Source organism: Kitasatospora sp. NPDC006697 (assembly GCF_042869935.1).
Taxonomy (GTDB): Bacteria; Actinomycetota; Actinomycetes; order Streptomycetales; family Streptomycetaceae; genus Kitasatospora.
Genome location: NZ_JBIAGU010000001.1, coordinates 556,766 through 573,564 on the forward strand (window position 1 = coordinate 556,766; position 16,799 = coordinate 573,564).

A 16,799-nucleotide genomic window follows, 5' to 3' on the forward strand; every position below is an offset into this window, starting at 1 on the left:
TTCGCAGCGCGCTAGGGTGGGATGTCCCCCAGCCGCAGCTCGACTGTTAGGAGCCTGCCCCCGTGGCCGACAGCTTCGTTCACCTGCATGTCCACACCGAGTACTCGATGCTCGACGGGGCGGCCAAGAACGGCAAGCTGATCGCCGAGGCCGAGCGCCAGGGCATGCCGGCGATCGCGATGAGCGACCACGGCAACATGTTCGGCGCGTACGAGTTCTTCCAGAAGGCGAAGGACAGCGCGGTCAAGCCGATCATCGGGATCGAGGCCTACGTCGCGCCCGGCTCGCGGTTCGAGAAGAAGCCGGTCTTCTGGTCGCCGGGCGGGCAGCGGCCGGCCAACAGCGACGGCGAGGGCGGCAAGGACGTCTCCGGTGGCGGCCGGTACACCCACATGACGATGTGGGCCGAGAACGCCACCGGTCTGCGCAACCTCTTCAAGCTCTCCTCGCTCGCGTCGATGGAGGGCTACTACATGAAGCCCCGGATGGACCGCGAGCTGATCGCCGCCAACGCCACCGGGATCATCGCCACCACCGGCTGCCCCTCCGGCGAGGTGCAGACCCGGCTGCGCCTCGGCCAGTACGAGGAGGCGGTCAAGGCCGCGGCCGCCTACCAGGACATCTTCGGCAAGGAGAACTACTTCCTGGAGCTGATGGACCACGGCCTGTCCATCGAGAAGGACGTCCGCGACGACCTGCTGCGGCTCGCCAAGCAGCTGAACATCCCGCTGCTGGCCACCAACGACTCGCACTACGTCACCGCCGACCAGGCGGACGCGCACGACTCGCTGCTCTGCGTCGGCGTGGGCAAGAACAAGGACGACCCGAACCGGTTCAAGTTCCAGGGCACCGGCTACTACGTGAAGACCTCCGAGGAGATGCGCGCGCTCTTCTCCGAGCTGCCCTCCGCCTGCGACAACACCCTCGCGATCGGCGAGCGCATCGGGTCGTACAAGGAGGTCTTCGACTACGTCGACCGGATGCCGCAGTTCGACGTGCCGGAAGGCGAGACCCAGGCCTCCTACCTGCGCAAGAAGATCGAGATCGGCCTGCAGCGGCGCTACGGCGACAACCCCAGCCAGGAGGTGCTGGACCGGATCGAGCTGGAGATGGGCGTCATCACCCCGATGGGGTTCGACTCCTACTTCCTCGTGGTCGCCGACATCTGCGAGTACGGCCGCAACAACGGCATTCCGGTCGGCCCCGGCCGTGGTTCCGCGGCAGGCTCGATGGTCGCCTACCTGACCGGCATCACCCAGCTGGACCCGCTGGAGCACGACCTCCTCTTCGAGCGCTTCCTCAACCCCGAGCGCATCAACCCCCCGGACGTCGACATCGACTTCGACGACCGCCAGCGCGACCAGATGGTGCGCTACGTCACCGACAAGTACGGCGAGGCGTACACCGCGCAGGTCAACACCTTCGGCACCATCAAGGCCAAGGCGGCCGTGAAGGACGCCAACCGCATCCTCGGCTACCCCTTCTCGATGGGCGACCGGATCACCAAGGCGATGCCGCCGGACGTGATGGGCAAGGGCGTCCCGCTGACGGACCTCTTCAACGAGTCACACCCTCGCTACAACGAGGGCACCGAGATCCGCACGATGTACGCCAACGAGCCGGACGTCAAGAAGATCATCGACACCGGCATCGGCATCGAGGGCCTGATCCGCGGCACCGGCGTGCACGCCGCGGCGGTCATCCTCTCCTCCACCCCGCTCCTTGAGCTGATCCCGCTGCACAAGCGGGACAAGGACGGCGTGATCATCACCGGATTCGACTACCCGTCGTGCGAATCCATGGGCCTGATCAAGATGGACTTCCTGGGTCTGCGGAACCTGGGCATCATCGATCACTGCCTGCAGATCATCCGGGCCAACCGGGGCACCGAGGTCGACATCGAGAAGATCCCGATCGACGACCCCACCACCTACCAGATGCTCGCCCGCGGCGACACGCTCGGCGTGTTCCAGCTCGACGGCGGCCCCATGCGCGCCCTGCTGCGGCTGATGAAGCCCACCGAGTTCGCCGACATCTCCGCCGTCTCGGCGCTGTACCGGCCCGGCCCGATGGGCATGAACTCGCACACCAACTACGCGCTGCGCAAGAACGCCCAGCAGGAGATCCTGCCGATCCACCCGGAGCTGGAGGAGCCGCTCAAGGAGGTCCTCGGCCCCACCTACGGCCTGATCGTCTACCAGGAGCAGGTGCAGCGAGCCGCGCAGGTGCTGGCCGGCTACAGCCTCGGCCAAGCAGACCTGCTCCGCCGCGCGATGGGCAAGAAGAAGAAGGAGGTGCTGGAGAAGGAGTTCGTGCCGTTCCACGCGGGCTGCAAGGAGCGCGGCTACTCCGACGAGGCGATCCAGGCGGTCTGGGACGTCCTGGTCCCGTTCGCCGGCTACGCCTTCAACAAATCGCACTCCGCCGCCTACGGCCTGGTCTCCTACCAGACCGCCTACCTGAAGGCGAACTACCCGGCCGAGTACATGGCCGCCCTGCTCACCTCGGTGGCGGACGACAAGGACAAGATGGCCGTCTACCTGGCCGAGTGCCGGGCGATGGGCATCAAGATCCTCTCCCCCGACGTCAACGAGTCGGTGGTCGACTTCACCGCCGTCGGCACCGACGTCCGGTTCGGCCTGAAGGCCGTCCGCAACGTCGGCGTCCCGGTCATCGAGTCGATGATCAAGACCCGCAAGGACAAGGGCAAGTTCACCTCCTTCGCCGACTTCCTGGACAAGGTCGAGCTGGTCGCCTGCAACAAGCGCACCATCGACTCGCTGATCAAGGCCGGCGCCTTCGACTCGCTGGGCCACACCCGGCAGTCGCTGGTCGCGGTGCACGAGAACGCGATCGACGCCGTCACCGGCGTGAAGAAGCAGCAGGCGATCGGCCAGGACGACCTGTTCGGCGCGCTGGACACCGGCGCCGACACCCCGGCCATCGGCCTGGACTTCGAGCTGAGCGACCGGGAGTGGCCGCGCAAGCAGCTGCTCAGCCTGGAGCGCGAGATGCTCGGCCTCTACGTCTCCAGCCACCCGCTGGACGGCGCCGAGCACATCCTGGCCCGCAACCGCGACATCTCGATCGCCGAGCTGATGGGCTCCGGCCGGACCGAGGGCGAGGTGCGGCTCTCCGGCCTGATCACCAACGTGGACCGGCGGATCAACAAGGCGGGCAACGCCTGGGCGATCATCACCCTGGCCGACCGCGACGGCTCGGTCGAGGTGCTCTTCTTCCCGGCCACCTACAACCTGATGGCCGATCAGATGGTCGAGGACAACGTGGTCTCGGCCCGCGGCCGGCTCAACGAGCGGGACGGCGCGCTGAGCATCTTCGGCCAGGAGCTGACCACCCTGGACATCTCCTCGGCCGAGCACGGCGGCAAGCCGCCGGTGCAGATCACCGTGCCCTACCCCAAGGTCACCGAGCACGTGGTGCGCGAGCTCAAGGCCACCCTCCAGGCGCACCCGGGCGACGTGCCGGTGCGGCTGCTGACGACCAGTCGGCAGAAGGACGTGCTCTACGAGCTCGGCTTCCTGGTGAACCCCGACACGGCCTTCGCCAGCGAGGTGAAGACCCTGCTCGGGCCCTCCGCCTGGAGCGCGTAACGGTTGTGTCCGGAGTGGGCCGGAGGGACGTTCCCGGCGCACTCCGGGCACGCTAGTCTCACCGGGCGAGGAGCGTGGATCAGCCACGGGCCCGCCGCCCGAAGGGGGAGACGATGAGTTACGGCCAGCCCGGCCTCGGGGGGTTCGCACCGGTGCCGCCCACGCCGCGGCCCAGCGGTGCGGGCGGCGGCGGCCTGCCCGGGCTCGCGGTGCTGATGATCGTTCAGCTCGCGCTCCAGCTGGGCATCCTGATCTACGAGGTCGACCACCTCGGCGCCAAGTACCTGCAGTACGCCTTCGGCTTCGGCGGCGAGTACCACTTCGCGGCCTGCGGCCCGTTCGGCCCGAGCGACACCATGCAGTGCGTGGCCCTGATCGTGATGATCATCGCCGCCTTCAGCGGTCGGCGCTGGGTGCGCGGCGCGGTCACCGTGCTGCTGCTGATCAACTCGTACGCCCTGGGCTCCGAGCTGATCAACATCATCACCCAGGACAACGGCTGGGACTCGCTCACCAAGCCGACCACGCCCATGCTCTGGCTGACCCTCGACCTGATCGCGCAGGCGGTGGTGGGCCTGGTGGTGGCGCTGGTGGTGCTGGCAACCAAGTCCTCCGGCGACCGGCCCGCGCAGCCCGGCTACACCCCGCCGTTCGGCGGCCCGCAGCCCGCCGCAGCCGGGCACCCCGTCCTACCCGCCGCCCGGCACCCCCGGCGGCTACCCGCCCCCGCCGGCCCAGCCCCCGGGCGGCCAGCAGTCGCCCTACGGCTACCCGGGTCGCTGACCCGAGGTCAGACGTCGAGGTCGTCGAGGAAGGCCAGGGCACTCGCCCAGGTCCGCTCGGCGGCCTCTTCGTCGTAGTCGGGCAGCTCCGGGTCGGTGAACAGGTGCCCGGCCCCGCGGTAGCGGTGCACCTCGACGTCGCCGCCGGCCGCCCGCATCCGCAGGTACCAGGCGTTCAGCCAGTCCTCGCTCTCGAACGGGTCCGGCTCCGCCACGTGCAACTGCACCGGGATCTCGGTGCTCGCGTCCTCGCGCAGGTCCGAGGTGCCGTGCAGGAGCAGCAGCCCGAGCGCCTGCTCGTCGGCCAGCGCCAGGTTCTGGGCCAGCGCACCGCCGAGCGAGAAGCCCGCGTAGACCAGCCGGGTGCCGGGGGTGAGCAGCGGGGCGGCCGCGCCGACGGCCCGCCGCAGCAGCTCCTCGGGGCCGATCTCCTCCTGGTGCTCGGTCCCCTCCTCGATGCTGTCGAAGACCTTGCCGTCGTAGAGGTCGGGCACCTCCACCTGGTGGCCGGCCGCGCGCAGCCGCTCGGCGGCGGCTCGCACGGCCGGACGCAGGCCGTAGGCGGAGTGGAGCAGCAGGATCTGGGCCACGGTGGCGGGAACTCCCTCGTCAGGCGGTGTGTGTCCGCCCATCCTCCCTCAGGAGACGATGTCCTTGCGCGCGAACCCCCGGAAGGCGAGCGCCAGCAGGATCAGCGCGTAGCAGAGCGAGAGCACCGTGCCCTGGATCATGCCGCCCCACTCCAGCTGCGGCTGCAGCGCGTCGGCCCAGGAGTACTGCCAGTGCGCGGGCAGCCACTCGCGCAGCGAGCCGAGCGCGGTGATCGCGTCCAGCACCCCGGTGATGATGGCGAGGAAGACGGCGCCGCCGACCGCGCCCAGCGGCGCGTCGGTCACCGTGGAGAGGTAGAAGGCCAGCGCGCCCACCACCAACTCGCCGAGCACGATGAAGACCACCGCGATCAGCAGCCGGGGAAGCACCTGGCCGGCCGGCAGGGCGCCGCCGGTGGGCAGTCGCAGGTCGCCCCAGCCGTAGGCGGCGGTGCCGACGCCCAGCCCGACCAGCGGCAGCAACACGATCGCGGCGGCCGAGAAGAGCAGGCCGGCCGCCAGCTTGTTCAGCAGCAGCCTGGTCCGCGGCACCGGCGCGGCCAGCAGGTAGCGCAGCGAGGACCAGCCGGCCTCGGCCGCCACCGTGTCGCCGAGGAACAGCGCCATCGGGATGACCAGCAGGAATCCGGTGCCCATGAAGAGCATGGTGGCCGCGAAGTTCGCCCCGGAGGCGGTGGCCAGCGCGATGAAGGTGCTCCGGTCCCGGCCGCTCGGCGTGCCGCCCAGCTGGAAGGCGGCCAGCACGATGAACGGCAGCGCGAACAGCACCGCGAAGATCACCTGGGTGCGGCGGCGGCGCAGCTGGCGGGCCAGCTCGACCCGCAGCGGCAGGGTGTGCCCGGGGCGGTAGCCGGCCGCCCGGTCCGCGAGCCCGGTGCTCGTCCCGGTCGTCATGCTGCTCCTCCTCCGATCAGTGAGAGGAACGCGTCCTCCAGCCGGCGGTGCGGTCCGGCCCGCTCCACCGGCACGTCCAGCCGGACCAGTTCGGCGATCAGCCCGGCCGCGCTGACGCCGGCCAGCCGGACCAGCAGGCCGTGGCCGACCACCTCCACCTCGCCGATCCCGGGCAGCTCGGCGAGCTTGCCGGCGGCCGCGGCCAGCTGGTCGGGCCGGTAGTCGACGGGCGTGCCGACCAGCAGCAGCTCGCCGCTGCCGACGATCTCGGCGACCTCGCCGGCCGTGACCAGCCGGCCGCGGTCCATCACCACCAGGTGGGTGCAGCTCTGCTCCACCTCGGAGAGCAGGTGGCTGGAGACGATGACGGTGCGTCCGGTGCCCGCGTAACGGATCATCACCTCGCGCATCTCGCGGATCTGCGGCGGGTCGAGTCCGTTGGTCGGCTCGTCCAGGATCAGCAGGTCCGGCAGGCCGAGCATGGCCTGGGCGATGGCCAGGCGCTGCCGCATGCCCTGCGAGTAGGTGCGCACGGCGCGCTCCAGCGCCTCGCCGAGGTCGGCGATCTCCAGCGCCTCGGCCAGGTGGGCGTCCTCGGCGGGCCGGCCGGTGGAGCGCCAGTAGAGCTCCAGGTTGGCCCGGCCGCTGAGGTGCGGCAGGAAGCCGGCGCCCTCGACGAAGGCGCCGACCCGGGAGAGCACCGGAGCACCGGGCCGCACGGCGTGCCCGAAGATCTGGATCTCGCCCTGGTCGGGGCGGATCAGGCCCATCAGCATCCGCAGCGTGGTGGTCTTGCCCGCGCCGTTCGGCCCGAGCAGGCCGAGCACCTGGCCGGGCTCGACGGTGAACGAGAGGTCGCGCACGGCGTACCGGTCCTGGGCGCCCTTGTAGCGCTTGCTCAGGCCGGTGATCTTCAGCGGCACCCCGGCCAGCTCCGGGTCCGGCGGCGGCATCGCCCGGCGGCGCCGCCCGGTGAGAAGCAGCGCGGCGGCGATCGCCACGGCGACCAGCGGCAGGATCCAGACCCGGTCGGGCAGGGTCAGCGGTTCGGCGGCCAGCAAGCTGTCGGTCGGGATGCCGATCGCACCGGAGACGGCGACCTTGTAGGTGGCCGGCTCGGCCGGCGAGGCGTAGGCCAGGTCGGTGCTGGCCAGGGTGAGCCGCAGCCTGTGGCCGGCCGGGAAGGAGTAGTCCACGGCCGGCAGCCGCACCGTGACGGTCCGTCCGCCCGGCGCGTCGGCGCCGGTCACCCGCAGCGGGGCGGCGAGCTGCTGGGGCAGCGTGGTCTTGCCGTCGGGGGCGAGGTCGTAGAGCTTGGCGAAGAGCACCGCGTCCGGCCGGTCGGCCTCGACGGTGAGGCTGACCTCGGGCGCGCCGGTGAGCTGCAGCGAGCCGTCCAGCGGCGCGGAGTCGAAGCCGGCGGACTGCCCGGGGAAGTCCATCGAGAGGCTGAGGCCGAGCTGTGCGGCCTGGGTGAGCGCACCGAGGCCGGGCACGGTGGAGATGGCGGGCGGTGCGCCGCCGGGCGGGTTGGCGATCGCCTGCTGACCGCCGGTCAGCGGGACCTGGCGGGTGGCGGTGCCGGAGAGGCCGGGGTAGCGGTCGGCGTCGGCGCCGTTCAGCACGGCCTGGAAGCCGGTGGAGTCCACCCCGCCGGTCCGGGTGACCCGGAAGGCCGGGCCGGTGGAGACCGGTTTCTGCTTGAGGTAGCGGTCGAACCAGGCGGTCACCCGGTCCTGCACCCGGGCGCTGGTCTCCAGCCCGCCGTCGTGGCCGCCGGCGAACCAGTCCACCGAGACCGGCTGGCCGTTGGCGGCGATCGCCTTGGCCATCTGGTCGCCCTGGTCGAGCGGGAAGAGCGAGTCCTGCTGGCCCTGCACCACCAGGGTGGGCACCTTGATGGCCGAGGCGTAGGCGGCGGGGCTGGACTTCTCCAGCAGCGCGGCGGCCGCCGCGTCGGGCCGGCCGGCGGCGGCCACCCGGTTGTACATCGCGCACAGCTCGGGGGTAAACCGGCCGCAGCCGATCGGCCCGCTCTGCTGCGCGGGCTTGCCACTGCCGGAGAGGTCGCCGGCCGAGCCGGTGGTGAAGAAGATGCCGGCCCAGAGCTTCTTGAAGACCCCGTCGGCCGGCTCGGCGCCCTGCACGGCCTGCGGGAAGAGCGCCTGCGGCAGGTCCCACCAGGTGATCGCGGGCGCGATGGCGTCGATCCGCGGGTCGGCCGAGGCGCTGAGCAGCGCGATCGCGCCGCCGTAGGAGCCGCCGGCCATGCCGACCCGGGGGTCGCCGGGGTGGTCCAGCTGCACCTCGGGACGGGTGGCCAGCCAATCGACCAGCTGCTTGACGTCCTGGACCGAGCCGTCCATCGAGTTCAGGTCGATCTGGCCGGTGGACCTGCCGAAGCCGCGGGCCGACCAGGTGAGCACGGCGTAGCCGGAGCGGGCCAGCGCGCGGGCCTGGTCCGCCTCGTCGGTCTTGCTGCCGCCGAAGCCGTGGGCCAGCAGCACGGCGGGGCGCGGGCTGCCGCCGGTGGTGAAGAAGGAGGTGTCGATGCTGACCTGGTCGCTACTGCCGGGCGCGGCGGGCACCGAGAGGAACTGGTCCTGCTCGCGCACCGGTGCCGGCTGGTTCGCCACGGCGGTGGCGGTGCCGATGCCGGCCACGGCGATCAGGGCAAGTCCGGCCGACAGCACCCGGCGCCGGGTCAGCTGGATACGTCCGCGCAGCCTCATGGTGAGTGATCCTATGCGGCGGCCGTGAGGAACAGCTAAAACTTTCGAGTACGCACCAATCACTCGGCGATTTGCCCGAGTTGTCGGGAAACAACCGGTTGGCGGCGTATCGTGGTGCCGTGCTCTGGCTGCTGCTCCTGCTCGCCGCCCTCGCGGTCACGCTGGCGGTCGGCTGGGCGGTGGACCTGACGCTGCGCCGGCTGAGCGAGCGCCACCCGGGCGAGCGGGTCTGGGCGCCGCTGCGGCGCTGCCGCCTCCCGCTGCAACTGGTGCTGCTGCTCGGGCTGCTGATGGCCAGCGGGCCGGTCCGCCGCACCGACCACGAGCTCTGGCACGCGCTGCTGCTGGGGCTGATCGCCGCCGTCGGCTGGCTGGCCGCCCGGGTCGCGGCGGCCGTGCTGGAGGCGGCGCTGGCCCGCTACGAGGCGGTCACCGGCGACCCGGCCCGGCTCAGCCGGGTGCGCACCCAGCTCGGCCTGGCCCGCCGGGTGCTGACGGCGCTGATCGCGGTGGTCACCGTCGCGGTGATGCTGCTGACCTTCGGCGCGATGCGCACCGTCGGCGCCAGCCTGCTGGCCTCCGCCGGGATCATCGGCATCGTGGCCGGCATCGCCGCCCAGTCCACCCTGGGCAACTTCTTCGCCGGCCTGCAGATCGCCCTCGGCGACACCGTGCGGATCGGCGACACCGTGGTGGTGGACGGCCAGCAGGGCATGGTCGAGGAGATCACCCTGACCACCCTGGTGGTCCGGCTCTGGGACGACCGGCGGCTGATCGTGCCGATCTCCTACTTCGTCAGCAAGCCGTTCGAGAACTGGACCCGGCGCGATCCCTCGCTGCTCGCCTCGGTGCTGCTGCACCTGGACCACTCGGTGCCGGTGCCCGAGCTGCGCGAGCGGCTGCGCGCGGTGCTGGCCGACTGCCCGGCCTGGGACGGGCGGGACTGGGGCCTGGTGGTGCTGGACACCACGCCCAGCACCCTGCTGCTGCGGGCCACCATGACGGCGGCCGGGCCCGACCAGGCCTTCGTCCTGCGCTGCGCCGTCCGCGAGCGGCTGGTGGCCTACCTGTACGAGCGCCACCCGGGGGCGCTCCCCCGGATCCACACCGGCGACTGACCGGCGCTCAGTCCCGCTGCTCGTGCAGGATGTGGTCGACGCAGACCGCCAGCACCAGCAGCAGGGTGGCGTCCGGCGGGCTCAGCACGTCCACCGTGTAGGAGTCCCGGATGCTGAACCAGCGCCGGGAGATGTGCGCCAGCGTGGTGCCCTGGAACTGGATGTCGAACTCGCGGTCCCACAGGTTGCCGACGATCTTCAGCCGCCGGCCGTCCTGCAGCTTCACCACGAACCGGTCGCCGAAGATCTTCAGGAACCTGCGGCTGACCGTGGCGATCCGCTGCCCGTCGTGCTTGATCAGGATGGTGTGGTGCCAGGTCAGCGCCTTGCGGACGATGGTCGCCACCACCTCGCCCCGGGTGTCCACGAAGGCGAAGGTGTTGCGCAGCCGCAGCAGCTTCTTGTTGACCTTGAACACCTTCTCGCGGTGCTCGGTCTCGATCCAGGCTTCCTCGTGGAAAGCGAACATGCGGTCGCGCACCAGGTAGCGCACGGACGTTCCCCCCTGTGTGACGGGTCGCGGCTACAGCGCCTTGACCATGGTGCGGTGCGGGATGCCCGCGTCGTCGTAGACCGGGCCCTCGGCCGTGTAGCCGAGCCGCTCGTAGAAGCCGAGTGCCTGGACCTGGGCGTGCAGTTCGCACTCCTTGGCGCCCAGCTCCCGCCCGGCCCGCTCGACCGCACGGACGAGCGCCGCCCCCAGTCCGGTTCCACGCGCCGCGGCCAGCACGGCGAGCCGGCCCAGCAGCACCCGGCCGGCGATCCCGGTCAGCGCGAGCGCCTGCTCGCCGCTGATCAGCCGGGCGGTGCCCAGCGGGGTGCCGTCGGCGGCGCGGGCCAGCAGGTGGGTGCTGGTGGCGTCCAACTCGTCGTACTCCAGCTCGGCCGGGATCTCCTGCTCGACCACGAAGACCGCCTGGCGCACCGCGAAGGCCTCGTCCAGCGCCTGCTGCCCGACCGCCACCTCGATCGCGACGGTCATCAGCTCTCCCCGGCGATCACGTCGAGGGCGCGCTGCAGGTCGTCCGGGTAGGTGCTGGAGAACTCCACCCACTCGCCGTCGGCCGGGTGCTCGAAGCCCAGCGAGACCGCGTGCAGCCACTGCCGGGTCAGGCCCAGCCGCTTGGCCAGCACCGGGTCGGCGCCGTAGGTGAGGTCGCCGACGCAGGGGTGGCGCAGCGCCGACATGTGCACCCGGATCTGGTGGGTGCGGCCGGTCTCCAGCTTCACCGCGAGCAGCGAGGCGGCCCGGTAGGCCTCGATCAGGTCGTAGTGGGTGACCGAGGGCTTGCCCTCCCGGGTCACCGCCCACTTCCAGTCCGAGCTGGGGTGGCGGCCGATCGGGGCGTCCACCGTGCCGCTCATCGGGTCGGGGTGGCCCTGGACCAGGGTGTGGTAGCGCTTGTCGGTGATCCGGTCGTGGAACTGCCGCTTGAGGTCGGTGTAGGCGCGCTCGGACTTGGCGACCACCATCAGGCCCGAGGTGCCGACGTCCAGCCGGTGCACGATGCCCTGGCGCTCGGCGGCGCCGGAGGTGGAGATCCGGTAGCCGGCGGCGGCCAGGTGGCCGATCACGGTCGGGCCGGTCCAGCCGGGGCTGGGGTGGGCGGCGACCCCGACCGGCTTGTCGACCAGCACGATGTCCTGGTCGTCGTGGACGATCCGCATGCCCTCGACGTGCTCGGCGACCACCTGCACGGGGGCGGCGGGCGCCGGGATCTCGACCTCCAGCCAGGCGCCGGCCATCACCCGGTCCGACTTGCCGGCCGGGGAGCCGTCGATCCGGACCTTGTTGTCGGCGGCCAGCTCGGCCGCCTTGGTCCTGGAGAAGCCGAACATCCGGGCCAGGGCTGCGTCGAGGCGCTCGCCCTCCAGGCCGTCCGGGACAGGGAGGGTACGGATCTGCGCTGCGGTACTCACCCGTACGAGTATGCCGTAACGGCGCCTCCTACTCGGCCCGCTCCTCGGGGCGGGGCTCCTCGCCCGACGGCTCGGCCGGCGCCGCGGGCTCCTCGGGAGCGGCGGTGCGGTGCGTGGTCCCGTCCGGATTGCTGCCGCGGAAGGAGAGCAGCACCACCAGGATGCCGCCGCAGACGATCGCCGAGTCGGCCAGGTTGAAGACCGCGAAGTGCTGCACCGAGATGAAGTCGACCACGTGGCCGCGGAAGGTGGCCGGCGAGCGGAAGATCCGGTCCGCCAGGTTGCCGACCGCGCCGCCGAGCAGCAGGCCGAGCGCGATCGCCCAGGGCAGGCTGTAGAGCCGGCGGGAGATCCGCCAGATCACCACGACCACGGCGGCGGCGATCACGGTGAAGACGATGGTCATCGTCTGGCCCATGCCGAAGGCGGCACCGGAGTTGCGGATCACCTGGAGGGAGACCGCGTCGCCGATGATCCGGATCGGCGAGCGGCCCTCCAGCTTGGCGACCACCAGCAGCTTGCTGCTGAGGTCGATCAGGAAGACCAGCAGGGCGACGGAGAAGAGCACGGTGAGCCGGCGGCGGCGGACCGCGGCCTTCACTCCGGTCGCTCCGGCCGCCTCGGGGGCGCCTGCGGCTCGGGACTCCTCGTCCTGCGTCTGGGGAGAACCTGGGGTAGTGATGATCCGCTCCGCTGCCGAGAAAGGGGCCGACGTTACGAGGTCGAGCGTACGGCACGCACCCGGCGGCCCGGCTCGACCCCGCCCCCGTGGGCCCCCTCGGTCCCCCTGGGTCAGCGGCGCTCCTGCTTCGCCTTGCAGGAGATGCAGAGCGTGGCGCGCGGGAAGGCCTGCAGCCGGGCCTTGCCGACCGCCTGGCCGCAGGACTCGCAGACGCCGAAGCCGACGCCCTCCAGCCGGGCCAGCGCGCGCTCGCTCTGGTCCAGCATGTCGCGGGCGTTGTTGGCCAGCTGCAGCTCGCTCTCGCGGTTGATGTTCTTGGTGCCCGCGTCCACCTGGTCGTCGCCGGCGCCGTCGTTGGAGTCGCGCATCAGGCCGGTGAGCGCGGCCTCGGCGGCCTCGATCTCCTGCTTGAGCCGCTGCACGTCGTCGGCCAGCTCGGCGTGCACCTCGGCGACCTCGGCCGCGGTCCACGCCTCCTCGCCGGCCCGGACCGGCAGCTCGGCCGGGTCGACCGACTCGGCCCCCGCCGCCCGGGCCCCGCCGCCCGCCGGGGTGTGGTTGCGGCCGGCGGCCGCGGAGCGCCCGCTGGTGGTGCTGGTCTTCCGCCGTGTCGTCGTGGTCACGGAACCCTCCCCTTGGTCGCCTGCCACGGCCTTCCGGATCCGCCTGGTGGCGGTACCCGCGCCCGTTGCCTTCTCAGCCATGGCTCGACCCCATCTACGAATGACTCCGGCCGCCGGTTCCCGGCGGCCGCCGGTGCCGGAACGATAATCCTGATCGAATCCGGTCACAACGGGACATACCGATGTCACACGGCGAACCCACTCGGGCAGCCGTGACCACCGCAGTCCCCGGGCAGTGACAAGGTTGTGCCCAGCCCGGCTCCGGTTAACCGCCCAGCTCAGCCCGCGCACGGGCGGCGCGGGCCCGGTTGGCCGAATCCGGTTGCCCCGGGTCTGTAGACTGGGCCGGCAAGGCGCAGATGGGACGAGTACCGACGTACGCAGCCATGAGCGACCCGGGGACGGTGTGAGCCCGGGGGTGTGCGCGGCGGGAAGATCACCCCGGAGCCGCCGGAAGAACGGCCGAAAGCGCGTTTCGGCCCACTAGACCCGGCAGCAAAGCCCAAGGAGTGGGCCGTCGGCAGTGCGCGGCGGCCAAGGAGGGTGGTACCGCGGGGCGCCGTTTCGCCTCGTCCCTCCGTCGGAATGCCCGTCCACGCATCCGCCGGAGGCGCCAGTGAGCACGTACAACCCCGTCCCCGCCCAGGTCGACCTGCCCGCCCTCGAGCACGGCATCCTCAGCTTCTGGCGGGACCAGGACGTCTTCCGGCGCAGTCTGGAGCAGTCCGAGGGCCGCCCCGAGTGGGTGTTCTACGAGGGTCCGCCGACCGCCAACGGCATGCCGGGCGCGCACCACATCGAGGCCCGGGTCTTCAAGGACGTCTTCCCGCGCTACCGCACCATGAAGGGCTACCACGTGGCCCGCAAGGCCGGCTGGGACTGCCACGGCCTGCCGGTGGAGCTCGCGGTGGAGAAGGAGCTGGGCTTCTCCGGCAAGCCGGAGATCGAGAAGTACGGCATCGCCGAGTTCAACGCCAAGTGCCGCGAGTCGGTGACCCGGCACACCGACGAGTTCGTGAAGCTCACCGAGCGGATGGGCTACTGGGTCGACCTCGACCAGGCCTACCGGACTATGGACCCGTCCTACATCCAGTCGGTCTGGTGGTCGCTCAAGCAGATCTTCGACAAGGGCCTGCTGGTCCAGGACCACCGGGTGGCGCCCTGGTGCCCGCGCTGCGGCACCGGCCTGTCGGACCACGAGCTGGCCCAGGGCTACGAGACCGTGGTGGACCCCTCGGTCTTCGTGCGGTTCCCGCTGACCAGCGGTCCGCTGGCCGGCCGGGCCGCCCTGCTGGTGTGGACCACCACCCCGTGGACCCTGGTCTCCAACACCGCCGCCGCCGTGCACCCGGAGGTCACCTACGTGGTGGCCACCGACGGCACCGAGCAGCTGGTGGTCGCCGAGCCGCTGGTCGGCAAGGCGCTGGGCGAGGGCTGGGAGACCACCGGCGAGTCCTTCACCGGCGCCGAGATGGAGCGCTGGGCCTACCGGCGCCCGTTCGACCTGGTCGCCATTCCTCCTGTCGAGGGGGGCGTGGACGCGCACTACGTGCTGAACGCCGACTACGTCACCACCGAGGACGGCACCGGCATCGTCCACCAGGCCCCGGCCTTCGGCGCCGACGACCTCGCGACCTGCCGCAAGTACGGCCTGCCCGTGGTCAACCCGGTGGAGAGCGACGGCACCTTCGCGCCCGAGGTCCCGCTGGTCGGCGGGGTCTTCTTCAAGAAGGCCGACGAGGCGCTGGTGGCCGACCTCAAGGAGCGCGGCCTGCTCTTCCGGCACCTGCCGTACGAGCACAGCTACCCGCACTGCTGGCGCTGCCACACCGCGCTGCTCTACTACGCGCAGCCGTCCTGGTACATCCGGACCACCGCCGTCAAGGACGCGATGATCCGGGAGAACGAGGCCACCAACTGGTACCCGGAGACGGTCAAGCACGGCCGCTTCGGCGACTGGCTGAACAACAACATCGACTGGGCGCTCTCCCGCAACCGCTACTGGGGCACCCCGCTGCCGATCTGGCGCTGCGAGGAGGGCCACCTCACCTGCGTCGGCTCGCTGGCCGAGCTCTCCGAGCTGACCGGCACCGACCAGAGCGGCCTCGACCCGCACCGCCCGTTCATCGACGAGGTCGCCTTCGACTGCCCGCAGTGCGCCGGGCGGGCCGTCCGGGTGCCCGAGGTGATCGACGCCTGGTACGACTCGGGCTCGATGCCGTTCGCCCAGTACGGCTACCCGTACCAGAACAAGGAGCTGTTCGAGAGCCGCTACCCGGCCCAGTTCATCTCCGAGGCGATCGACCAGACCCGCGGCTGGTTCTACACGCTGATGGCGGTCGGCACCCTGGTCTTCGACAAGTCCTCCTACGAGAACGTGGTCTGCCTGGGCCACATCCTCGCCGAGGACGGCCGCAAGATGTCCAAGCACCTGGGCAACATCCTGCAGCCGATCCCGCTGATGGACCAGCACGGCGCCGACGCGGTGCGCTGGTTCATGGCGGCCGGCGGCTCGCCCTGGTCGGCCCGCCGGGTCGGCCACGGCACCATCCAGGAGGTGGTCCGCAAGACCCTGCTCACCTACTGGAACACCGTCGCCTTCCAGGCCCTGTACGCGCGCACCGCGGGCTGGGCGCCGAGCGCCTCGGACCCGGCGCCGGCCGACCGGCCGCTGCTCGACCGCTGGGTGCTCTCCGAGCTGAACCAGCTGGTCAAGGAGGCCGACGCGGCGCTCTCCGACTACGACACCCAGCGGGCCGGCAAGCTGCTCTCCGGCTTCGTCGACGACCTGTCCAACTGGTACGTGCGGCGCGGCCGCCGGCGGTTCTGGCAGGGCGACGCCGCCGCGCTGGCCACCCTGCACGAGGCGCTGGAGACGGTGACCCGGCTGATGGCGCCGCTCACCCCGTTCATCACCGAGCGGGTCTGGCAGGACCTGGTGGTGCCGGTGGCCCCGGAGGCGCCGCTCTCGGTGCACCTGGCGAGCTGGCCGGAGGTGGACGAGGCGCTGATCGACACCGACCTGTCCCGGCACATGGCGCTGGTCCGCCGGCTGGTCGAGCTGGGCCGGGCCACCCGCGCCGAGTCCGGGGTGAAGACCCGTCAGCCGCTCTCCCGCGCGCTGATCGCGGCCCAGGGCTGGGAGGAGCTGCCCGCCGACCTGCGCGCGCAGATCGCCGAGGAGCTGAACGTGGCGGCGCTGGAGTCGCTGGCCACCGTCGGAGGCTCGCTGGTGGACACCACGGCCAAGGCGAACTTCCGGGCGCTGGGCAAGCGGTTCGGCAAGGGCGTGCAGGAGGTGGCCAAGGCGGTCGCCGCCGCGGACGCCGCCCGGCTGGCCGCCGAGCTGCGCGCCTCGGGCGGGACCTCGGTGCTGCTGGAGGGAGAGCCGATCACCCTCTCGCCCGATGAGGTGATCATCACCGAGACCCCGCGCGAGGGCTGGGCCGTGGCCAACGAGTCCGGGGCCACCGTCGCCCTCGACCTGGCGATCACCCCGGAGCTCAAGCTGCTCGGCATCGCCCGCGACGCCATCCGCCAGATCCAGGAGGCCCGGAAGAACTCCGGCCTGGACGTCGCCGACCGGATCGTGCTGCGCTGGCGGTCCGAGGCCGCGGAGACCGTGACCGCGCTCACCGAGCACGGCCCGCTGGTCGCCGAGGAGGTGCTGGCCACCGACTTCGCCGCCGGTGCGGCGGACTGGGAGTCGGAGAGCTTCACCGACGAGGGCACGGGGCTGGTGTTCCAGTTGCGCAAGGCCTGATCGGAGAACGGCGCCGGGGTCCGGGATGCTCGGCCTCGCTTGCCGGTGGCATACGAAAACCGA

At 71.5% G+C, this 16,799-nt stretch carries 12 protein-coding genes; 4 read left to right on the top strand and 8 right to left on the bottom strand.

What is annotated here, in order from left to right; genetic code table 11:
• The first annotated feature begins 62 nt into the window (after positions 1-62).
• Together dnaE and ACFYNO_RS02485 are read left to right on the top strand one after the other, a co-directional pair.
• Positions 63-3,611: a DNA polymerase III subunit alpha gene (dnaE, locus tag ACFYNO_RS02480; RefSeq protein ID WP_388003900.1), complete on the top strand. Its 3,549-nt coding sequence runs from the start codon at positions 63-65 to the stop codon at positions 3,609-3,611.
• Between the two features lie 113 nt (positions 3,612-3,724).
• A complete protein-coding gene (locus ACFYNO_RS02485) occupies positions 3,725-4,471 on the top strand; it encodes a hypothetical protein (RefSeq protein WP_388003903.1) in 747 nt (248 codons plus the stop codon).
• Here the strand turns inward: ACFYNO_RS02485 and ACFYNO_RS02490 are convergent.
• The 3 genes from ACFYNO_RS02490 to ACFYNO_RS02500 are packed head-to-tail and all read right to left on the bottom strand — an operon-like array spanning position 4,402 to position 8,630.
• The gene (locus ACFYNO_RS02490) at positions 4,402-5,025 is read right to left on the bottom strand and encodes a dienelactone hydrolase family protein (protein WP_388003906.1); all 624 of its coding nucleotides are present in this window, start codon (positions 5,023-5,025) and stop codon (positions 4,402-4,404) included. The two genes, ACFYNO_RS02485 and ACFYNO_RS02490, sit on opposite strands and share 70 nt — an antisense overlap.
• Positions 5,026-5,031: 6 nt before the next feature.
• Positions 5,032-5,898: an ABC transporter permease gene (locus tag ACFYNO_RS02495; protein ID WP_388003909.1), complete on the bottom strand. Its 867-nt coding sequence runs from the start codon at positions 5,896-5,898 to the stop codon at positions 5,032-5,034.
• Positions 5,895-8,630, bottom strand: coding sequence for an alpha/beta fold hydrolase (locus ACFYNO_RS02500; protein ID WP_388003912.1), 2,736 nt, complete (start codon positions 8,628-8,630; stop codon positions 5,895-5,897). The genes ACFYNO_RS02495 and ACFYNO_RS02500 overlap by 4 nt, the downstream gene beginning before the upstream one ends.
• Before the next feature lie 119 nt (positions 8,631-8,749).
• On the opposite strand from ACFYNO_RS02500, the gene ACFYNO_RS02505 reads away from it, so the two are divergent.
• Positions 8,750-9,748, top strand: a complete 999-nt coding sequence (locus ACFYNO_RS02505; protein WP_388003915.1) for a mechanosensitive ion channel family protein — start codon at positions 8,750-8,752, stop codon at positions 9,746-9,748.
• A gap of 7 nt (positions 9,749-9,755) precedes the next feature.
• Here ACFYNO_RS02505 and ACFYNO_RS02510 read toward each other — a convergent pair whose 3' ends face one another.
• The 5 genes from ACFYNO_RS02510 to ACFYNO_RS02530 form a co-directional block, all read right to left on the bottom strand.
• Complete coding sequence (locus tag ACFYNO_RS02510) at positions 9,756-10,241, bottom strand: LURP-one-related/scramblase family protein (protein ID WP_388003918.1); 486 nt, start codon at positions 10,239-10,241, stop codon at positions 9,756-9,758.
• A 30-nt stretch (positions 10,242-10,271) separates the two neighbouring features.
• Complete coding sequence (locus ACFYNO_RS02515) at positions 10,272-10,730, bottom strand: GNAT family N-acetyltransferase (protein WP_388003921.1); 459 nt, start codon at positions 10,728-10,730, stop codon at positions 10,272-10,274.
• Positions 10,730-11,668 carry an RluA family pseudouridine synthase gene (locus ACFYNO_RS02520; RefSeq protein WP_388003924.1) on the bottom strand — a complete coding sequence of 313 codons (939 nt, stop codon included), beginning with the start codon at positions 11,666-11,668 and terminating at the stop codon, positions 10,730-10,732. Before ACFYNO_RS02520 ends, ACFYNO_RS02515 begins: the two co-directional genes overlap by 1 nt.
• Before the next feature lie 28 nt (positions 11,669-11,696).
• A complete protein-coding gene (lspA, locus tag ACFYNO_RS02525; RefSeq protein WP_388003927.1) occupies positions 11,697-12,269 on the bottom strand; it encodes a signal peptidase II in 573 nt (190 codons plus the stop codon).
• A gap of 191 nt (positions 12,270-12,460) precedes the next feature.
• Positions 12,461-12,973: a TraR/DksA family transcriptional regulator gene (locus ACFYNO_RS02530; protein WP_388003930.1), complete on the bottom strand. Its 513-nt coding sequence runs from the start codon at positions 12,971-12,973 to the stop codon at positions 12,461-12,463.
• A 616-nt stretch (positions 12,974-13,589) separates the two neighbouring features.
• Between ACFYNO_RS02530 and ileS the strand changes: the two genes are divergently transcribed.
• Positions 13,590-16,736, top strand: coding sequence for an isoleucine--tRNA ligase (gene ileS, locus ACFYNO_RS02535; protein WP_388003933.1), 3,147 nt, complete (start codon positions 13,590-13,592; stop codon positions 16,734-16,736).
• Positions 16,737-16,799: the final 63 nt, after the last annotated feature.

Coding starts and splice junctions, on each gene's coding strand:
- ACFYNO_RS02485 (WP_388003903.1), top strand. CDS start 3,725: ATGAGTTACGGCCAGCCCGGCCTCGGGGGGTTCGCACCGGTGCCGCCC.
- ACFYNO_RS02490 (WP_388003906.1), bottom strand. CDS start 5,025: ATGGGCGGACACACACCGCCTGACGAGGGAGTTCCCGCCACCGTGGCC.
- ACFYNO_RS02495 (WP_388003909.1), bottom strand. CDS start 5,898: ATGACGACCGGGACGAGCACCGGGCTCGCGGACCGGGCGGCCGGCTAC.
- ACFYNO_RS02500 (WP_388003912.1), bottom strand. CDS start 8,630: ATGAGGCTGCGCGGACGTATCCAGCTGACCCGGCGCCGGGTGCTGTCG.
- ACFYNO_RS02515 (WP_388003921.1), bottom strand. CDS start 10,730: ATGACCGTCGCGATCGAGGTGGCGGTCGGGCAGCAGGCGCTGGACGAG.